The 15,420-nt window shown below is 56.9% G+C and carries 12 protein-coding genes and 1 pseudogene; 8 read left to right on the top strand and 5 right to left on the bottom strand.

What is annotated here, in order from left to right:
• Window positions 1-7: 7 nt before the first annotated feature.
• Window positions 8-922 carry a LysR family transcriptional regulator gene (locus KBP52_RS03615; RefSeq protein ID WP_212622087.1) on the bottom strand — a complete coding sequence of 305 codons (915 nt, stop codon included), beginning with the start codon at window positions 920-922 and terminating at the stop codon, window positions 8-10.
• 212 nt (window positions 923-1,134) lie between these two features.
• Here KBP52_RS03615 and KBP52_RS03610 point away from each other — a divergent pair.
• The 3 genes and pseudogenes from KBP52_RS03610 to KBP52_RS30650 all read left to right on the top strand — a co-directional run bounded on the left by KBP52_RS03610 (window position 1,135) and on the right by KBP52_RS30650 (window position 3,286).
• A pseudogene (locus KBP52_RS03610) lies at window positions 1,135-2,466 on the top strand (nucleobase:cation symporter-2 family protein).
• A gap of 30 nt (window positions 2,467-2,496) precedes the next feature.
• Window positions 2,497-3,006, top strand: coding sequence for a nucleoside deaminase (locus KBP52_RS03605; protein ID WP_077572909.1), 510 nt, complete (start codon window positions 2,497-2,499; stop codon window positions 3,004-3,006).
• Window positions 3,007-3,154: 148 nt separating this feature from the next.
• Window positions 3,155-3,286 (top strand): hypothetical protein, encoded by a 132-nt coding sequence (locus KBP52_RS30650; RefSeq protein ID WP_086936038.1) that lies wholly within the window; start codon window positions 3,155-3,157, stop codon window positions 3,284-3,286.
• 91 nt (window positions 3,287-3,377) lie between these two features.
• Here the strand turns inward: KBP52_RS30650 and KBP52_RS03600 are convergent, their stop codons facing one another.
• From KBP52_RS03600 to KBP52_RS03585, 4 genes are all read right to left on the bottom strand, one after another.
• Window positions 3,378-3,773 carry a hypothetical protein gene (locus KBP52_RS03600; RefSeq protein ID WP_077572908.1) on the bottom strand — a complete coding sequence of 132 codons (396 nt, stop codon included), beginning with the start codon at window positions 3,771-3,773 and terminating at the stop codon, window positions 3,378-3,380.
• A gap of 215 nt (window positions 3,774-3,988) precedes the next feature.
• Complete coding sequence (locus KBP52_RS03595; protein WP_212623093.1) at window positions 3,989-6,436, bottom strand: fimbria/pilus outer membrane usher protein; 2,448 nt, start codon at window positions 6,434-6,436, stop codon at window positions 3,989-3,991.
• A gap of 218 nt (window positions 6,437-6,654) precedes the next feature.
• Window positions 6,655-7,404: a molecular chaperone gene (locus KBP52_RS03590; protein ID WP_212622086.1), complete on the bottom strand. Its 750-nt coding sequence runs from the start codon at window positions 7,402-7,404 to the stop codon at window positions 6,655-6,657.
• Window positions 7,405-7,472: 68 nt separating this feature from the next.
• Entirely contained in the window at window positions 7,473-8,075 is a 603-nt protein-coding gene (locus tag KBP52_RS03585) for a fimbrial protein (RefSeq protein WP_016986831.1), read from the bottom strand.
• A 319-nt stretch (window positions 8,076-8,394) separates the two neighbouring features.
• On the opposite strand from KBP52_RS03585, the gene KBP52_RS03580 reads away from it, so the two are divergent.
• The 5 genes from KBP52_RS03580 to KBP52_RS03560 all read left to right on the top strand — a co-directional run bounded on the left by KBP52_RS03580 (window position 8,395) and on the right by KBP52_RS03560 (window position 15,396).
• Window positions 8,395-9,615: an EAL domain-containing response regulator gene (locus tag KBP52_RS03580; RefSeq protein ID WP_122661958.1), complete on the top strand. Its 1,221-nt coding sequence runs from the start codon at window positions 8,395-8,397 to the stop codon at window positions 9,613-9,615.
• 174 nt (window positions 9,616-9,789) lie between these two features.
• On the top strand, window positions 9,790-10,497 hold the full coding sequence (locus KBP52_RS03575) for a response regulator transcription factor (protein WP_077572904.1): 708 nt from the start codon (window positions 9,790-9,792) through the stop codon (window positions 10,495-10,497).
• Between the two features lie 7 nt (window positions 10,498-10,504).
• Window positions 10,505-14,137, top strand: a complete 3,633-nt coding sequence (locus KBP52_RS03570) for a transporter substrate-binding domain-containing protein (RefSeq protein ID WP_212622085.1) — start codon at window positions 10,505-10,507, stop codon at window positions 14,135-14,137.
• Window positions 14,138-14,241: 104 nt separating this feature from the next.
• Window positions 14,242-14,625: a hypothetical protein gene (locus KBP52_RS03565; RefSeq protein ID WP_077572902.1), complete on the top strand. Its 384-nt coding sequence runs from the start codon at window positions 14,242-14,244 to the stop codon at window positions 14,623-14,625.
• Window positions 14,626-14,964: 339 nt separating this feature from the next.
• Window positions 14,965-15,396 (top strand): hypothetical protein, encoded by a 432-nt coding sequence (locus KBP52_RS03560; RefSeq protein WP_148053359.1) that lies wholly within the window; start codon window positions 14,965-14,967, stop codon window positions 15,394-15,396.
• Window positions 15,397-15,420 lie beyond the last annotated feature (24 nt).

Raw genomic sequence — 15,420 nt, 5'->3', positions numbered from 1 at the left:
CCCCGCGTCAAAGCGTGGTGATCTGCCCATTGCGATCCAGCTCATACACCTTGTTGCCCTGCAATTTCTCCTTCAACCACCGTTCCGCTTTACCCAGCGGCCGTTGCCGCGCCCAGAGCAGATCGACACCAATCTGCCAGTCCGTATGCGGATACGCCGAGAGCTGCAGTTCCACCAGTTCACCCTTGACCAGTTCACGCTGAACAAGCTGCCGGGGCAGGGTGGCCCAACCGAGCCCGGCGCGGACCATTTCCAGTAACGCCAGATAGCTTTCCGCTTGCCACAACTGGGTCGAGCGCAGGTATTCACTGCTCGGCAGTTTGCTCGCGTGGGCGCTGAAGGCCAGGCGGCGATGGACGTGCAGGTCGTCGAACGTGACGTTGTCGAGTTGCGCCAATGGATGATCGGGATGGCAGACGTGCAGCATGATCAGTTTGCCCAACTGCTGGAACGCCAGTTCCTTGGGATAGCCGGGCTGTGAGAACGCCACGCCGAGTACCGCTTCGCCGCTGCTGACCAGTTCGCTGACGTCGCCGTACACCGGATGACGGATGATCAGGTCAACGAAGGGGAACGCGGCTTCGAAGGCTTTGAGCACCGGCATGATCGGCCCGTACGGCGTTTCAATCGCCAGTGTCAGGCTGGTTTCGACGTTGTCCGAAAGGCACTCAGCGTGGGCTTCGAAGGTCATGCAGCGTTCGAGCACGGCTTCGGCCTGCACCAGCAATTTGTGGCCGCTGGCGGTGAGGGCAGGGCTGCGGTTGCTGCGGTCGAACAGGTCGACACCAAGGTCGGTTTCGAGGTTGGCAATCGCCGCGCTGATGGTCGATTGGGTCTTGCCCAGTTGGCGCCCGGCGGCGGAAAACGATCCGCTTTTGACCACTTGGACGAACATCAACAGTTGATCGAGTGAGAAGCGCAAGGGTGGACTCCCGGGTCGAAATGAATGTTTGGAGCGGCTAACGAATGCCTGATTGTGCCATCGAAAAAAGCGATGGTTGCTAATTTGTTTCATCGCAATAAACGTTCAAATATGCCCTCGCGTCAAACGATCTCCGGGGCGGATCTACCCTTCAAACGCCCTTGGGCATGCCCGCGATCTCAACAGATGCCGCACCTTCAGGAGCGTGTGAAATGACTACACAACGCATTCATCCGGTGGACGAGGTTTTGCCACTGCGACAGTTGTTCACGTTTGGCTTGCAGCATGTGCTGGTGATGTACGCGGGAGCGGTGGCGGTGCCGCTGATTCTCGGCAGTGCGATGGGGCTGACGTCGGCGCAGGTGGTGTTGCTGATCAACGCCAACCTGTTGACCTCTGGCGTGGCGACGCTGATTCAAACTCTCGGTTTCTGGAAATTCGGCGCGCGGCTGCCGCTGATTCAGGGCTGCTCGTTCATTGCTCTGGCGCCGATGATCATGATCGGCAAGGAGTTCGGCCTCAGTCAGATTTTCGGTGCGGTTATCGCCGCTGGCTTTATCACCATTGCGCTGGCGCCGGTGTTCAGCCGTTTGCTGCGTTTTTTTCCACCGGTAGTGATCGGCAGTCTGATCACCATTATCGGCATCTCGCTGATGCCGGCAGCGGCGATCTGGCTGGGCGGCGGCAATCCCGACTCGGCGGATTTTGGTAATCCCGCGAACTTGTTGCTGGGCCTGGCCACGGTCAGCGTAACGCTGGTAATTTACGCCAAGTTCAAGGGCTTCATCGGCAACCTCAGCGTGCTGATTGGCTTGTTCGTCGGCAGTCTGATCGCAGCGGCTTGCGGCATGACTCACTTCAATCGGGTCAGCGAAGCGGCGTGGTTTGAGCTGAGCGCGCCGATGGCATTCGGCGCGCCGGAATTCGCGCCGGTGCCGATTCTGATCATGACCCTGGCGATGCTGGTGATCATGGCCGAGACCACCGGCAACTGCCTGGCGATCGGCAAACTGACCGGCAAACCGACTACGTAACAAACCCTCGGCAATGCGTTTCGCGCCGATGGGTTGTCGACCATGCTCGGCGGCTTGTTCAACAGCTTTCCCTACAACGCCTTCACCCAGAACACCGGTTTGATTGCGCTCTCAAACGTGAAAAGCCGCTTCGTCGTGGCCGCCGCCGGGTCAATCATGGTGCTGATGGGTTTGTTCCCGAAACTCGGTGCTTTGATCGCCGCGGTACCGACTCCGGTGCTCGGCGGCTGTGCGATCGTCATGTTCGGCATGACCACGGTGGCGGGCATTCAAGAACTGTCGCGGGTGCAATTCGAGGGCACTCGCAACGGCATCATCGTCGCCGTATCGGTAAGTGTCGGAGTGCTGCCAATGTCCTTTCCGGCGCTGTTCGAACACGTTGGGCCAACGCTGAAACTGGTACTCGACAGCGGGATTTTCCTCGGCGCGATCACCGCCATTGTCCTCAACATCCTGCTCAACAACGATAAAAAATCGACCGAAACCATCGGCGCTGAACTGGCCGACTGACTTTTGTTTTCCACTGCCCAGGAGTTACCCATGAATCAATTCACTCAGCTCATTCCGGCCGGCGTCAGCGAGCTTGATCTGACCTTGCTGCGCCAGACCATCGCCTTGTCCGAGGCATCGAAACAACGCGGTCGCCATCCGTTCGCGGCATTGGTGGCGGATCGCAACGGCAAGGTGATTGTCGAAGCGGGGAACAACTCGATGCCGCCGCAAGGCGATCCGACTCAGCATGCCGAGTTGGTGGCGGCCGCCGCAGCGGCAAAACTGCTGTCGCCGCAAGAGCTGGAACTGTGCACGCTGTACACCAGCGCCGAACCTTGCTGCATGTGCGCCGGCGCGGTGTATTGGACCGGGATCGGGCGGGTGGTTTATGCCTTGTCGGAGCATGCGTTACTGGGATTGACCGGTGACCATCCGGAGAACCCGACGTTCTCGCTGCCATGCCGCGAGGTGTTCGCCAAGGGGCAGCGCAAGGTCAGTGTGTTGGGGCCGATGCTGGAGGGGGAGGCGGCTGAGCCGCACAAGGGTTTTTGGTCGTAACCAGCTTTGCAACGAAGCTCGAATGGGGTGAGGTTGCGCTATCCAGAGACTTAAGAGCACTTGCTCGCCGAGAGGGAGAAGGTGCGAAGTTTTGGAACTGCCAGCCCTCGGCCGATGCCGAATGAGTAACCAGAACGAGGGCAAAGCAATGACTGAAGAAACAGCACAATTTCCAGAGGAAGAAGTACCGGATCAATCGACGCCGGCGCATTCCACAGAGGAAGAGCAAAAGCGCCTTAAAGATTTTAACAAGGAAGGCATCCCGCCCGGCAGTTGCTGATCGGTAGGCTCGGGACACATACCTTCGGCGCGTCGCTTTGCGACGCGCCATGAGGCGTTGGCCCGTGCCTGTGCGGCCATCGGCGGGGATTTCAAGCGTGTGTGTCAACGCTGAGTGTCATTTGGATCAATGTTGCCTGCAGCGCGTGGAGGTTGCCAGCGCATACAGAAATCTGATTTTGAATCTCGATTGTTCTTTGAGCCTTCTCTTCTTCTGGCATATTCATTCTTTCGGTTTTAGCCAGCTCTGCTCTGCGAGTTGCAAGTTGTTGCTGTATCTCGGCAATTTGTTTTTTTATGAGCTCGACTGCACTAATAGGCTGTTTGACCGTATTAACACCTTCTTCGCTGGACTCAATTCTAATCTTGTCGTCGCTTGTGGTTTTCTTCGTAAGTGCTAGATGATTTTGCGAATCTGATTTTATGTGTTGGTTGTTCTCTGGTTTTTTCTTATAGATGGTTACGCTCATTGCACTGATTTTTGGCATGGCTAATTCTCTTGGCTTTCTCGCCTATAGGGCGGTGGGGCTATTGATCTCACACGGTTGCGCGTGAGTGCTCACTACGCCTTTTATGGTAATGAGTCTTCTGCGTGTGGATATAGGAATTGTCTTGTTTTTATGCGCCATGGCTAGACGCGCAGAAACGACAAGGCTCTGAATAAATCAGAGCCTTGATGTTGAAGATTGAAGAATTGAACGTGTTATTTCGATGTGTCTACGCTGGTAGAGCAAGAAAGCCGGTAATGCTCATAGTTCAAATCCTTTAGCCTTTCTGGAAGCTTGTAGGGGGCGGGGCAACTCTTGCCCTGCCACTTGATTGTGATGATGCCTTGATCTTTGGTAACAAGCGCTAACGCCTTGCCGGTGGGGTCGGAAAGTGCCAGTTGTTTACCTTCGGCGTCCATCAATACGGCTCCGAATGGGAGGGGTTTGCCCTCGGCATCGTAGAGTTCGAACTGGATCCGTCTCCCTTTGCTGCCTTCGAAGCGCGCAAGCACTACTGAACCTCGTCTCGGTACGAGTTGTTGGGTGGCGTTGTCCAGCTCTATGTCACCGCCGAGATTTCGTGTGTCCAGCGTCACCCAATTCACCCGATAGGGCTGTGCGTTTGGAAGGACGGCATAGCCGTTGAGGCCGGTTTTCACGCCGGAGTAGCTGCTGACTTCTACCCCTGACATACCAGGCACTTCCACCATTGCGAATGTTTCGCCGACGGTCTGGCCCATGTTGATTCCCCCCGCGTGAGCCACGATCGATCCGGCCGCGCTCAGGTTCTGTGATTCATAACCGCTGCCTCGGCTGTAGCCCAATCCCAGATCGCCCATCGCTGTCCGGGTACTCAGGCTGAGTGAGCCGGAGCGATCACCTTGCACACTGCGCCCGGTCTGTACGGAATAGTAGGTATCACTGTCTTCAGTCAGATAACCATTGATCCCGGCTTGCGTACTGGTGCCGGTGTTCTGATGATTGCTGGAAATATAGGCGCGAGGTGCGCGAGGTGTCGATCCGAGCGGGAATGAGATCGAAACGCTCAGTTGGGTGTCGTGAGTGGTGTCACCGCGTGCGCCGAACTCTTCGGTTTTACTCAAACTGATGTTGTAGTTCAGGTCGCGCCAATTGTTGTTGTAACCGGCGGAGAAGCTGCGCGAGCCGCCGCGATCCCAATAGCGCTGATCACTGGCATTCAAGTACAGCGAGCCGTACTGGCGCGCTTCGCCCAGGGTCTGGTTGACCGTGAGGTCGGTACGGGTTTTGGCGTTACCTGCGCGCCGCGTAGCGCCGGTGCTGGTGTCCTGAACGTGGTCGGTCAGCGTGCGGTAACCCTCGGTCGAATAACGATAGGCGGCGAGGGTGAAGCTGGTATCGGTGCCGGTGAAGGTCTTTGCATAGAGCGCGCGTACGCTGCTGCCCTGGGTCGTTTTACCGAATGCCTTGCTGGACGATTGCGTCACGTCCAGCGACATCGCGCCAATCGAAGTGTTCTTCGCCGCACCGACGGAAAGCGCCTTGAAACCATTGCTGGCCTGAATGCCGGCAATGCCTGTCAGGTTGCTGGTCAGACCGTAGGCGAAAGTGCCGCCCAGGAAGGCCGGCTTGTCGTAGCCCTCGCTGTTGTTGTTGAATTTGCCGCTCGACAGGCTGTACTTCAACTGTCCCTCACGCACCATCGTCGGCAAGGCGGAGAACGCCTGCCGGGTGACCTTGCGCCGACCATCCGCCTCGACAATGGTGATCTCCAGATCGCCATTGGAACCCGATGGATAGATATCACTGATCTCGAACGGCCCCGGCGGCACGTTGGTGGTGTAAAGAATGTAGTTATCCTGGCGGACCTCGATCTTCGCATTGGTTTCAGCCACGCCACGAATGATCGGCGCATAGCCGCGCTCGCTGTCTGCGCGCATGCCCTCATCAGAGGCCACCTTGACGCCTTGATAGCGCACGCTGTCGAACAGATCCGAATCGGAAAATATTTCACCCGCACTCAGTTGCCCCTTGATCGCCGTGAGGTCGCGCTGGATGAACGTGCGATTGCTGACAAACCGATTGGGCCGGCCGGTGGCACTGCTCAGATTGGACTCGTTGCGCAAACGCCAGGCACCGAAGTTGATGCCGTTGCGCAGCCCCAGATTATTGGAGATTTGCGTCGAGTAATCGGTTTTGCTGCGGGTGCTGCTCAACTGATAGTTGATGAATCCGGCGGCCACGCCATCGTCCCAAAGCTCTGGGTCAACATAGCCGCGCATGCCGCGTGCCATAGCAACCTGCGGCACGCTGATATTGAGGCGCAGGCGGTTGGCGTCAAAACTGATACTGGCTTGCTCGATCATCGACGCAAGATCGTAGTGATCGGCAGGCCGTTGCTCATCAACCAGACCTTGCTCACGCAGTTTGCGCATGTCCACACCCAGCTGCTGTAACAATTCCAGGGTGATACGTGGCTCGACTTTGCCGTTGAGCGGGTTGGCCGCGAAATCAACGTCGCGACGCCCGACCAGCGTGCCGTTGCTGAAAACGTCAACGCGATATCGGCCTGGCAGAACGCTGTTGGCATTCAACAAAGGTTGCAGATCGACCGCCGATGAACCTTCAAGAAACAAGGTATTGAACGCTTCACCCGCTACCGCGGCCGGGGCTTCGGCACCCATGGCGAAGCCACAAATGGCCATGTTGATGGCAAAGCACAATGGATGCAGGCAGCCCAACGCCGTTTTGCTTTTATGGCGCACAACGTGATGCTTTACACAACTTGAAGATGTGTGGTGTTGGGAGGAGAACATGCAATTTGCCTTATCAGTCCGTGTTGCTTCAACCGGAGTCCGGAACTCGTAAATAGCTTGTGAATTGGCGGGGTGGGGCGAGGAAGTTACTGGGCGGATGCATCTTTCACGCGCTCGGCATGACTTTCGGTAGCGCTGAGTGGTGCATCGAATCGTTGTTGTGCGCCGTAATCATTAATGGCTGAAAAAGTCAGGCGTGGAGAACCGGGTGGCAACTCTTTCAAGTTGAACGAGCGAACTTCGCCCGGAGCGATCATTGTCGAATCAATCACCAGTTCCGCTTTATTTCCAGCAGCGACTTTCAGGTCGGCCAGCGATACGTGGTAATTGCTTTGATTTTTTACTTTCAGTACCGACTTGCCAGCTTGCGTGACCAGTTGCCATACAAGTTGCACCGGCGCTTGCGCGGCGGCTCCGGTGAGTCCGTCCGGACGGAAGAAAACCTTGATGCGCTGACGTACCGCCAGTTGCAGCGTATTGACATCGGCAGCACTGGCCTGAGGGATTTCCTGCACGTTCAGCCACACCACCGACTCTTTGTCCGCAGGCATGCCGCGGCCTTCATAAAGAATCCTCAACAGTTGCTGTTGATTGGGTTCGAGTCGGGCCAGCGGTGGAGTCACCGCGAACGGCGGCGCGCTGCCAGCCGCGTCGCCGGCATCCAGCCACGATTGCGCCAGGATGGTTTGCCCGCCGTTGCGCACGGTGACGTTTGCCTCTTTGTGCGCGCCATCGAAAATGATCCGGGTGGAACTCAAGGAGATGCTGGCGAATGCCGAGTGCGTCATCAACACCCCGGCAAGCCCCAGGCACAGCGGAAAATAGCGACTTAACATAGTTTTCACCGATTGATCTGGTGGGGAAGGACGAGGCACAGCGGCCCCGTCCAGGTATTGCGTGCTGCTTATTCGTATTCGAGAACGAACGGCAGAGTGGCGTTACCGGTACCTGCAGTAGCGGTGGTCTTGTCGCCGGTGGTGACGTAAGCGGCTGCGAACGACAGGGTGCCGTCGCCGCCAGTGGTGCCGTCGCCGGTCAGACTGGTCTGTACTTTGGCAGTGGCTTCAGAGCTCAGGTCGATCAACTGGCCGTTGCTGTCCAGCAGCGCGATACCTACGCCTTTGGCCGCATCAGTACCTTGCAGCTTGAGAACTTTCTTGCCATCAACCAGGCCCGAACCACCGTTTACGGTTGGTTTGAACAGCATCGACACCTTGGTGCCGGCGTTGCAGTTCACTTTCAGGTTGAAATCGTTGGCAGCCACGCGACCAGCACCCGGGGCAGAATCGGTGCCCATGTCTTTGATCGATACGCTGCCCATATCCACAGCGATCATCTTGTCGTTACCCGAAGCGCCATCTACCGAGCACGCGTCGTTGTTGATGACGCCGGTGAAACTGATTTGACCGCTGCCGCCCTTGACGGCTTTAGCGGCTTCTTCAGCCAGTGCGCCAGTGGAGGCAGCCAGTACGGAAAGAGTGAGTACTGCGAAAGCGAACTTTTTCATGTTTATATCCGAAGTTATTGTGAAGTGCTGCATTGAAATGCCAGGCCATGTTAGGTCGGTGATAGTGATGGGTCTTTGAGATTTGTCTTAAAGCGTGGCAAGTGCGAACAAAGCGGCAATATCGGAAGTGCGTATTTATATTCTCAGTAAAGTACAGTGGACTAAATGAGACAATTCTCAAAGTCGCGCGAGCTCTACCTGATTAGTATTCGCGGACGCAGAAATTCTCAGTCAATGCAAAGTTTGTGAGCAATCTTTCTGTTGGAAGATGATTCAAGCTTTTCGCTATTAATGGCTGATAGAAAGAGGTTCCCGGTTTGTGAACACGCTTCGTATATTGGTATTGGAAGATCACGCCTTCCAGCGCACGGCTGCGGTCAGCGCGCTTAACAGTCTGGGTTACAAAAATATCTTTCAGGCGGCTGACGGAAAGGATGCGCTGGCTTTGATCTCCCAGGCAGGGGGCGTGGACGTTGCGTTGTGTGACTTGAGCATGGCCGGGATGGATGGTTTGACCTTTTTGCGCCTGGCGAGAGAGGCCGGATTGATTCGCGCAGTGATCATCTGCAGTTCATTGCCTGAAGACTTGTTGCGCACGGTCGATCGAATTGTCACGTTGCAGGGCCTGGAATTGCTCGGCAGTGTCGGCAAGCCCTTGATGGTCGATGTACTGGCGCCATTGCTGGCTCGCTATCGGCCGCACAGCCAGGTCGATGCCAAACTGGCGGAAAGTCATCTCGATCAGCCTACGGAGAACGAAGTGCTCGAAGCGATACGCCGGCAGGAATTTCGCGCGTACTTCCAGCCCAAGTTTCACCTGCGCAGTGGTGAGGTGGATGGCGCCGAGGTGCTGGTGCGCTGGCAAAGCCCCAGTCGCGGGTTGCTTTCACCGGGTATGTTTCTGCCAACGATCGAGCGTTGCGGACTGCTCGACGAAATGTTTTTCAGCCTGCTCACGCAAGGACTGAGTCTGCAGCGTTTCGTGCAGTCCCACGGCAAGCCGTTCAAGCTCGCCTTCAATCTCGACGTCACGCAGATGGCCAACCCGAATCTCGTCGACCGGATCAAGGCGCTGTTGCGCATTCACGGCGCCTCGCCAGCCGGGCTCATATTCGAGCTGACGGAAACCGGTCTGCTGCAGATGCCCGAGATCAGCATGGAAAACATGGTGCGTCTGCGCATGCTCGGCTTCAGCCTGGCAATCGATGATTTCGGTGTCGGCTATTCTTCGCTGGAGCGACTGTGTCAGATGCCGTTCAACGAAATCAAACTCGACGCCGGTTTCGTGCAGAATTTCCAGCAGGCTCGCTACAGTGCGGTCATCCACGGTGCCCTGGCCCTGGCGCGCGAGCTGGACATGCGTGTGGTCGCAGAAGGCATTGAAACCGCAGACCAGGTTCATCACCTGGCTCGACTCGGTTGCCAGTGGGGGCAGGGTTTCTTCTATGCTCGGCCCATGAATTGGGCGCACCTGGTCGATTGGCGTTTCGAGGGTCAAAAATCGTCCTGGCGCCGGGCAATAGGCACGTCCGACCTTTGATCCGCACGCGCGGTCTGACTTTTGGGACAAAGCCCTATTTCGTCACGTCTTCAAAACAATCATCATGTGCCGAGAAATCAATCAGATGCACCTGAATGCTTCGGTGATGCCCGGGATCGGCTGCGGTTGCCAAGTGCTGATGATCCTTCAACCCTCCTCATCATGGAGCTGCTCATGCATTGGTCAGTCGTGAATCCGTTACGCGTTGCCATCCTTGATGATCACTCGCTCATACGTCTGGCGATGAAATCGCGGCTGACGCGCGAAGCCGAGTTCAGTGTCGTGGGCGTGTACGCGAGCAGTGCGCAGTTACTCGCTGGATTGCGCGAGACCGAAATCGACCTGCTGATACTCGACTACAAGCTGCACGATGGCGAGCTGGACGGGCTTAATCTGATTCGTCTGCTGCGCAAGCAATATCCAGGCATGCGCATCCTCGTCTCATCCTCCGAAGAGCGCCCGGCGGTGGTGAACATGGCGATCGGAGCGGGCGTCAGCGGATTCTTCGGCAAGTCCCAGCCAGTCGATGACCTGATCACCGGCATCCGCTGCGCAGCGTCCGGCCAGTTGTACCTGTCGCCGGCAATGGCCTTCGAACTTGATGTGCTGCCTGTGTCAGTCGATGAGCCTGCTGGTACCAATGATGACGGCGCGGCGCACAGCGACGATTTTCTGAGCAATCCTCTGCTGTCGCCGAAAGAGAAAGAAGTCTTGCGCTGCTGCCTCGAGGGTATGGGGGTGACGCAGATCGCTTTGAAGTTCTCGCGCAGTCGCAAAACCATCAGTGGGCAAAAACAGGCCGCTTTCAAAAAGCTTGGCATTCGTGGTGATGCAGAGCTGTTCAAGTTGCAGCACAGCCTGACAGCCGACAACCAGGGATAACTCGCTTATGTTTCATCTGTTGCGCGGTGTTTTGCTCGTCAGTGTGCTTTTCGTATTCGGTAGCGGGTCGTTGTGGGCAGCAGAGCCGCGCACTCTGCAGGTGTTCGGTCGATCGGACTGCAAGGAGGTGCAAGTCGATCTGGGCAACGAAGACTGGAGTTGGCTACGGCAGAAACGCAGCCTCGTATTGGGATCGGCGCTTCCGGATTTTCCGCCCTATGTGATGACCGCAAGCGGTACGCGTTATGAGGGGATTGCCGCCGACATTGCCTGCATTATCGGCCAGGCCTTGCATGTCGAAGTTACCGTCAAGGCTTATCCTGACCGTCGCGACGCCATGGCGGCGCTTGAACGCGGCGACATCGATATGTTGGGCAGCTCCAACAGTTTCGAGTTGATCGACGGCCTCGTCACGCTCAGTAAACCTTATGTCGAAGACGTGCCGGCAATGTTCATGCGCGGCGATGATCGTCGACCGATGCCGGCCAATCTGGCCGGTTTGCGTATTGCGGTTGCCGACGATTACCTGCCATCCAGTCAGTTGCATGGGTTGTATCCCAACGCCGAGTTCGTACTTTTCCCATCGAACGAGTTGGCACTGGCTGCGCTGGCCTTTGGCAAAGTCGATCTGTTTCTGGGCGACACGGTGTCCAGCAACTATCTGATCAACCTCAACTACTTCAACTATGTGCGCCTGCACTCTTTCGTCAAAACGCAAACCAACGGTTTCAGCTTTGCCCTGCGCCGAGGGAATGATCAATTGTTGCGTCTAATCGACTCGGTCATTGAGTCGATGGGTGAGGGCAAGATAGCCGAAATCACCAAGCGCTGGTCCGGTGGCGGCGGGGCACTGACACCCAAACGTATCGATCTGACACCCGGCGAAGCACGCTGGCTTGAGCTGCACCCGGTCGCGCGGTTCGTGATCAATGACGACCAAGCGCCATTTGCGTTCTTTGATGGCGATGGCAACTTTGGCGGAATCGGCGCCGATCTGCTGGAACTGATTCAGCGGCGCACTGGTTTGCAGATCGATGTAGAGCGCACCGACAGTTTTTCCAGCTTGAGCACGCGCCTGCTTGATGGCAGCGCCGATATCTCGTTGCTGACGCCAACCGTCTCCCGTGAAGTCGGTATGCGTTTCACCCACCCGTTCCTCGCCAGTCCCTTTGTGATCGTCACCGCCAAGGAAGCTGGCGCGCCTTCAAGCCTGCAGGAGCTACGCGGCAAGCGCGTCGCCGTCCCCGAGAGCTCTGCAGAGCGTGAGCTGCTCAAGGATTATCCCGACATTGAAATTGTCGACAACGAGACAGTGCTCGGCGCTCTGGCTGACGTGAAGGATGGGCGAGCAGACGCGATGATTACCACGCTGCACAGTGCGCGCTATTACATCGCTCACATCTACAGTGACAGTTTGCGCATCTCCAACATCGTCGGCATGAACAAGGGTTTTCTCGCCTTCGCCGCCCGACGTGCCGATACCGAACTGGTCAGCATTCTGAACAAGGCTCTGCTGAGCATTCCACCCGATGAGCTGGACGTAATCCTCAACCGTTGGCGCCCCATTGCTGCGTTCTCGGGTTTGTCATGGCGCGATTACAAGACGTTGATCTACCAGATCAGCGCCGGCGCTTTCTTGATTATTCTCGGATCGCTGGCGTGGAATTTCTATATTCGCCGGCAGATCCGCGAGCGCAGTCGGGCAGAACGCTTGCTCGGCGATCAACTGAAGTTCATGGGGGCGCTGATCAACGGCACGCCGCATCCCATTTACGTTCGCGATCGGGAAGGTCGACTTGTCACCTGCAATAACAATTATCTGCAAACGTTTGGCCTGCTGGAAAAGGACGTGATCGGCAAGACCGTGCTCGAAAGCGGCAAGCGCAATCGCCAGGAAGCGTTGCAATTTCACGATGACTATCTGCGTGTCATCGAGCGGGACGAACCTTACGAGGTGGATCGCACGCTGCATGTCGGTGAAACGCGGCTGATCATTTATCACTGGATCCAGCCTTATCACGACACGACGGGCGAAGTCAGAGGCGTGATCTGCGGCTGGATCGACATCAGCGAGCGCCGCGAACTGATCGAAGAGTTGCGTTCGGCGAAAGAGCTGGCCGATGAGTCGAGCCGCGCCAAAACCACATTCCTGGCGACCATGAGCCACGAAATCCGTACGCCGATGAGCGCCGTGATCGGCATGCTTGAACTCACGCTCAAGCGCGCCGAGCAGGGCCACTTCGATCGACCGGCGATTGAGGTGGCCTACGACTCGGCGAAAGGCCTGCTGGAACTGATCGGCGATATCCTCGATGTGGTTCGCATCGAGTCTGGGCACGTCAGTCTTTCGCCGAAACGCGCCAACCTGCGCGAACTGGTGGAGTCCGTGGCGCGGGTGTTCGACGGCCTGGCCAGGCAGAAGAGCCTGGTATTGAAACTCGATATCGACGCCACTGTCGGCTGTGACGTACTGGTTGATCCGATGCGCTTCCAGCAGGTGCTCTCGAACCTGGTGGGCAATGCCATCAAGTTTACCGATACCGGGCATGTCAGCGTCTCGATTCGTGGCCAACGCCTTGCTGACGAACGTTTGCAAGTCGACCTGAAAGTCGAGGACACCGGCATCGGCATTTCCAGTGCCGATCTGCAGAACCTGTTCCAGCCGTTTTCTCAAGCCAATCACGGCCCGTCGAACAGGGGCGGCACCGGTCTGGGGTTGGCGATTTCACGCTCGTTGTGCGAGTTGATGGGCGGGCGACTGAATATAACCAGCACCTTGGGCAAGGGCACCTGCCTGGAAGTGTCGCTGTTCTTCAATATCCTCAGCCCGCTCGGCGGCAAGGTGCTGCCTGTCTCGGTTGTCCAGGACAAGCCAGTGCCGACGCTGCGGATTCTGGTAGTGGATGACCAGAGCGCCAACCGCCTGTTACTGACGCAGCAGCTCAGCTTTCTTGGTCAGGCGGTGCGTGATGCTGCCGATGGTGCGCAGGCATTGGCATTGTGGCGCTCTGAGCCGTTCGACATTGTGATCACGGACTGCAACATGCCGGTCATGAACGGCTATGAACTGGCCCGCACCATCCGCCAGGACGAACGCGACAGTGGTGGCGCGCCGTGTATCGTCTTGGGCTTCACAGCCAACGCGCAGCCGGAAGAAAAAGTGAAATGCCGAGAGGCGGGGATGGATGACTGTCTGTTCAAACCGATCAGCCTCAGCACCTTGTCGACCCTGCTTGCCGGCTGGGAAAAAGATGTCGAAACCGAGCCAGTTGAGAGCCCGCCTGCGACGGGTACCAAGGAGCTGGGATCGATTCGCGAGCGTCTGAACGAGCTCACCGGAGGCGACCTCGACATGATGAAAGAACTGCTGCGCGAGGCGCTGTCGAGTTGTGAGAAGGATCTGGAGGAGCTGCATTCGCTGATACCCGAAAGCGATCCCGGGTTGTTGGCTGACCTGGCACATCGGATCAAGGGCGCGGCGCGCATCGTCGCCGAGCATCAGGTCATCGAGGCGTGTAACGAGCTTGAGGCCGAGTGCGAAGCGCCGGTCATCGATCCACTGGATATCAATCGCAGCGCGTTGAAGCTTGAGCATGCACAGGCTGATCTGATCAAGAAAATCAAACGGGTCGAGCTGTAACCGTATTGGCGCAGGGCCCTGCTGACTGGCCTTGTAATGAAGGGGGACGTTAAAGATCATTTTGCAACGGGCGATACCTTGGTTAATAACCATGGAGTTTCGCGATGATCATTCGACGTCCTTTATTGATTGCCAGTCTCTGCCTGCTGGGTTTTGACACCGTCAGCGCGGCCCAGTCTGCGCCCGTCAGCGGAGTGATTCGCTTCAGCGGACAGATTGTCGAGGCAAGTTGCATGGCGAGTGGCGCCAGCCGTGCTTCTGCTTCTTTCGAGCTGCTTGATTGTCCGCAGGCGAGCACTGGTCAGATGTTCTCGGTGACCAACGTCAGTGCGGCTGGGCGGGGTGAGCCGCGCCAGCAAGTATTCGTGAAGATGATTGCCGATACCCACGAGCAGGAAAAATATTACGACCAGCGCCTGCTGCTCACGGACAACAACGGCCACCCGATAACGACTGGCAATTACGTCGTGACGCTGACGCTGCCTTGATGGACTGAGAAATAATGAGTTTGCGCCCCTTGTTTCAAGGTTACTGACAACAAGGGGCATTAATAATGAGAATTGTCTGGTTCGTACACAACCGTCTCGCGCTTCTGGCATTGCGCCGCTCTCCACTGTTGCAAAATCCCTCCCTCCAAAGACTTTGAACCATGCCGGGCCCCGCTAGCGCGGGCTTGTCAGCAAAGTGTGGTTTTCGTTCAGCGACCCCCGCGGTCATTTTGAGACAAGTCTCATATCGGACGGGCTGGCCCTTGGTTATTTTCTTGAAAGGAAGAATGGAGCTGCCAAAGGTGTCCGATGTTTCTTGAAAATAACCGAAGTCGATCCTTGCGGATCCTGATCGCCGATAGCGACGTGCGTAGAGGCCTGTCGATTGAACAGCAGTTCAACAAGCTGGGCTGTCTCAGCGTCGTGAACGTATGCACTTATCGTGACCTGAGAATACTGACGTATTACTGCCCCCAGCGGCTCAGCCTGGTCGTCGTCAATGCTGAGTTGCTCAACGAGATGGCGATGGATCCGCTCGATTTTTTTGGGGAAAACCCGCTGATTCGTCACCTGCTGATTTTCAACCCCAGTGATGATCATCAGTGGTCGAAGACCTTCTTCAACCCGCATCCGCAACGCTGGATGCGTCTGGTCTCGAAAATCAATCTGCCGCGATTGGCGGATTTTCTGATGCTGGCTGATCCCGCGCTCAATGAAAGTGCGGAGCCGGCCTCAACTGATCCCACGCTTTCTTCGTGTGCAAACCGCTAGCTGCACCCTTGCGCGGTGACGGCT

Source organism: Pseudomonas sp. SCA2728.1_7, from assembly GCF_018138145.1.
Classification (GTDB): Bacteria; Pseudomonadota; Gammaproteobacteria; order Pseudomonadales; family Pseudomonadaceae; genus Aquipseudomonas; species Aquipseudomonas koreensis_A.
This window is presented reverse-complemented; position numbering and strand designations above follow the sequence as displayed.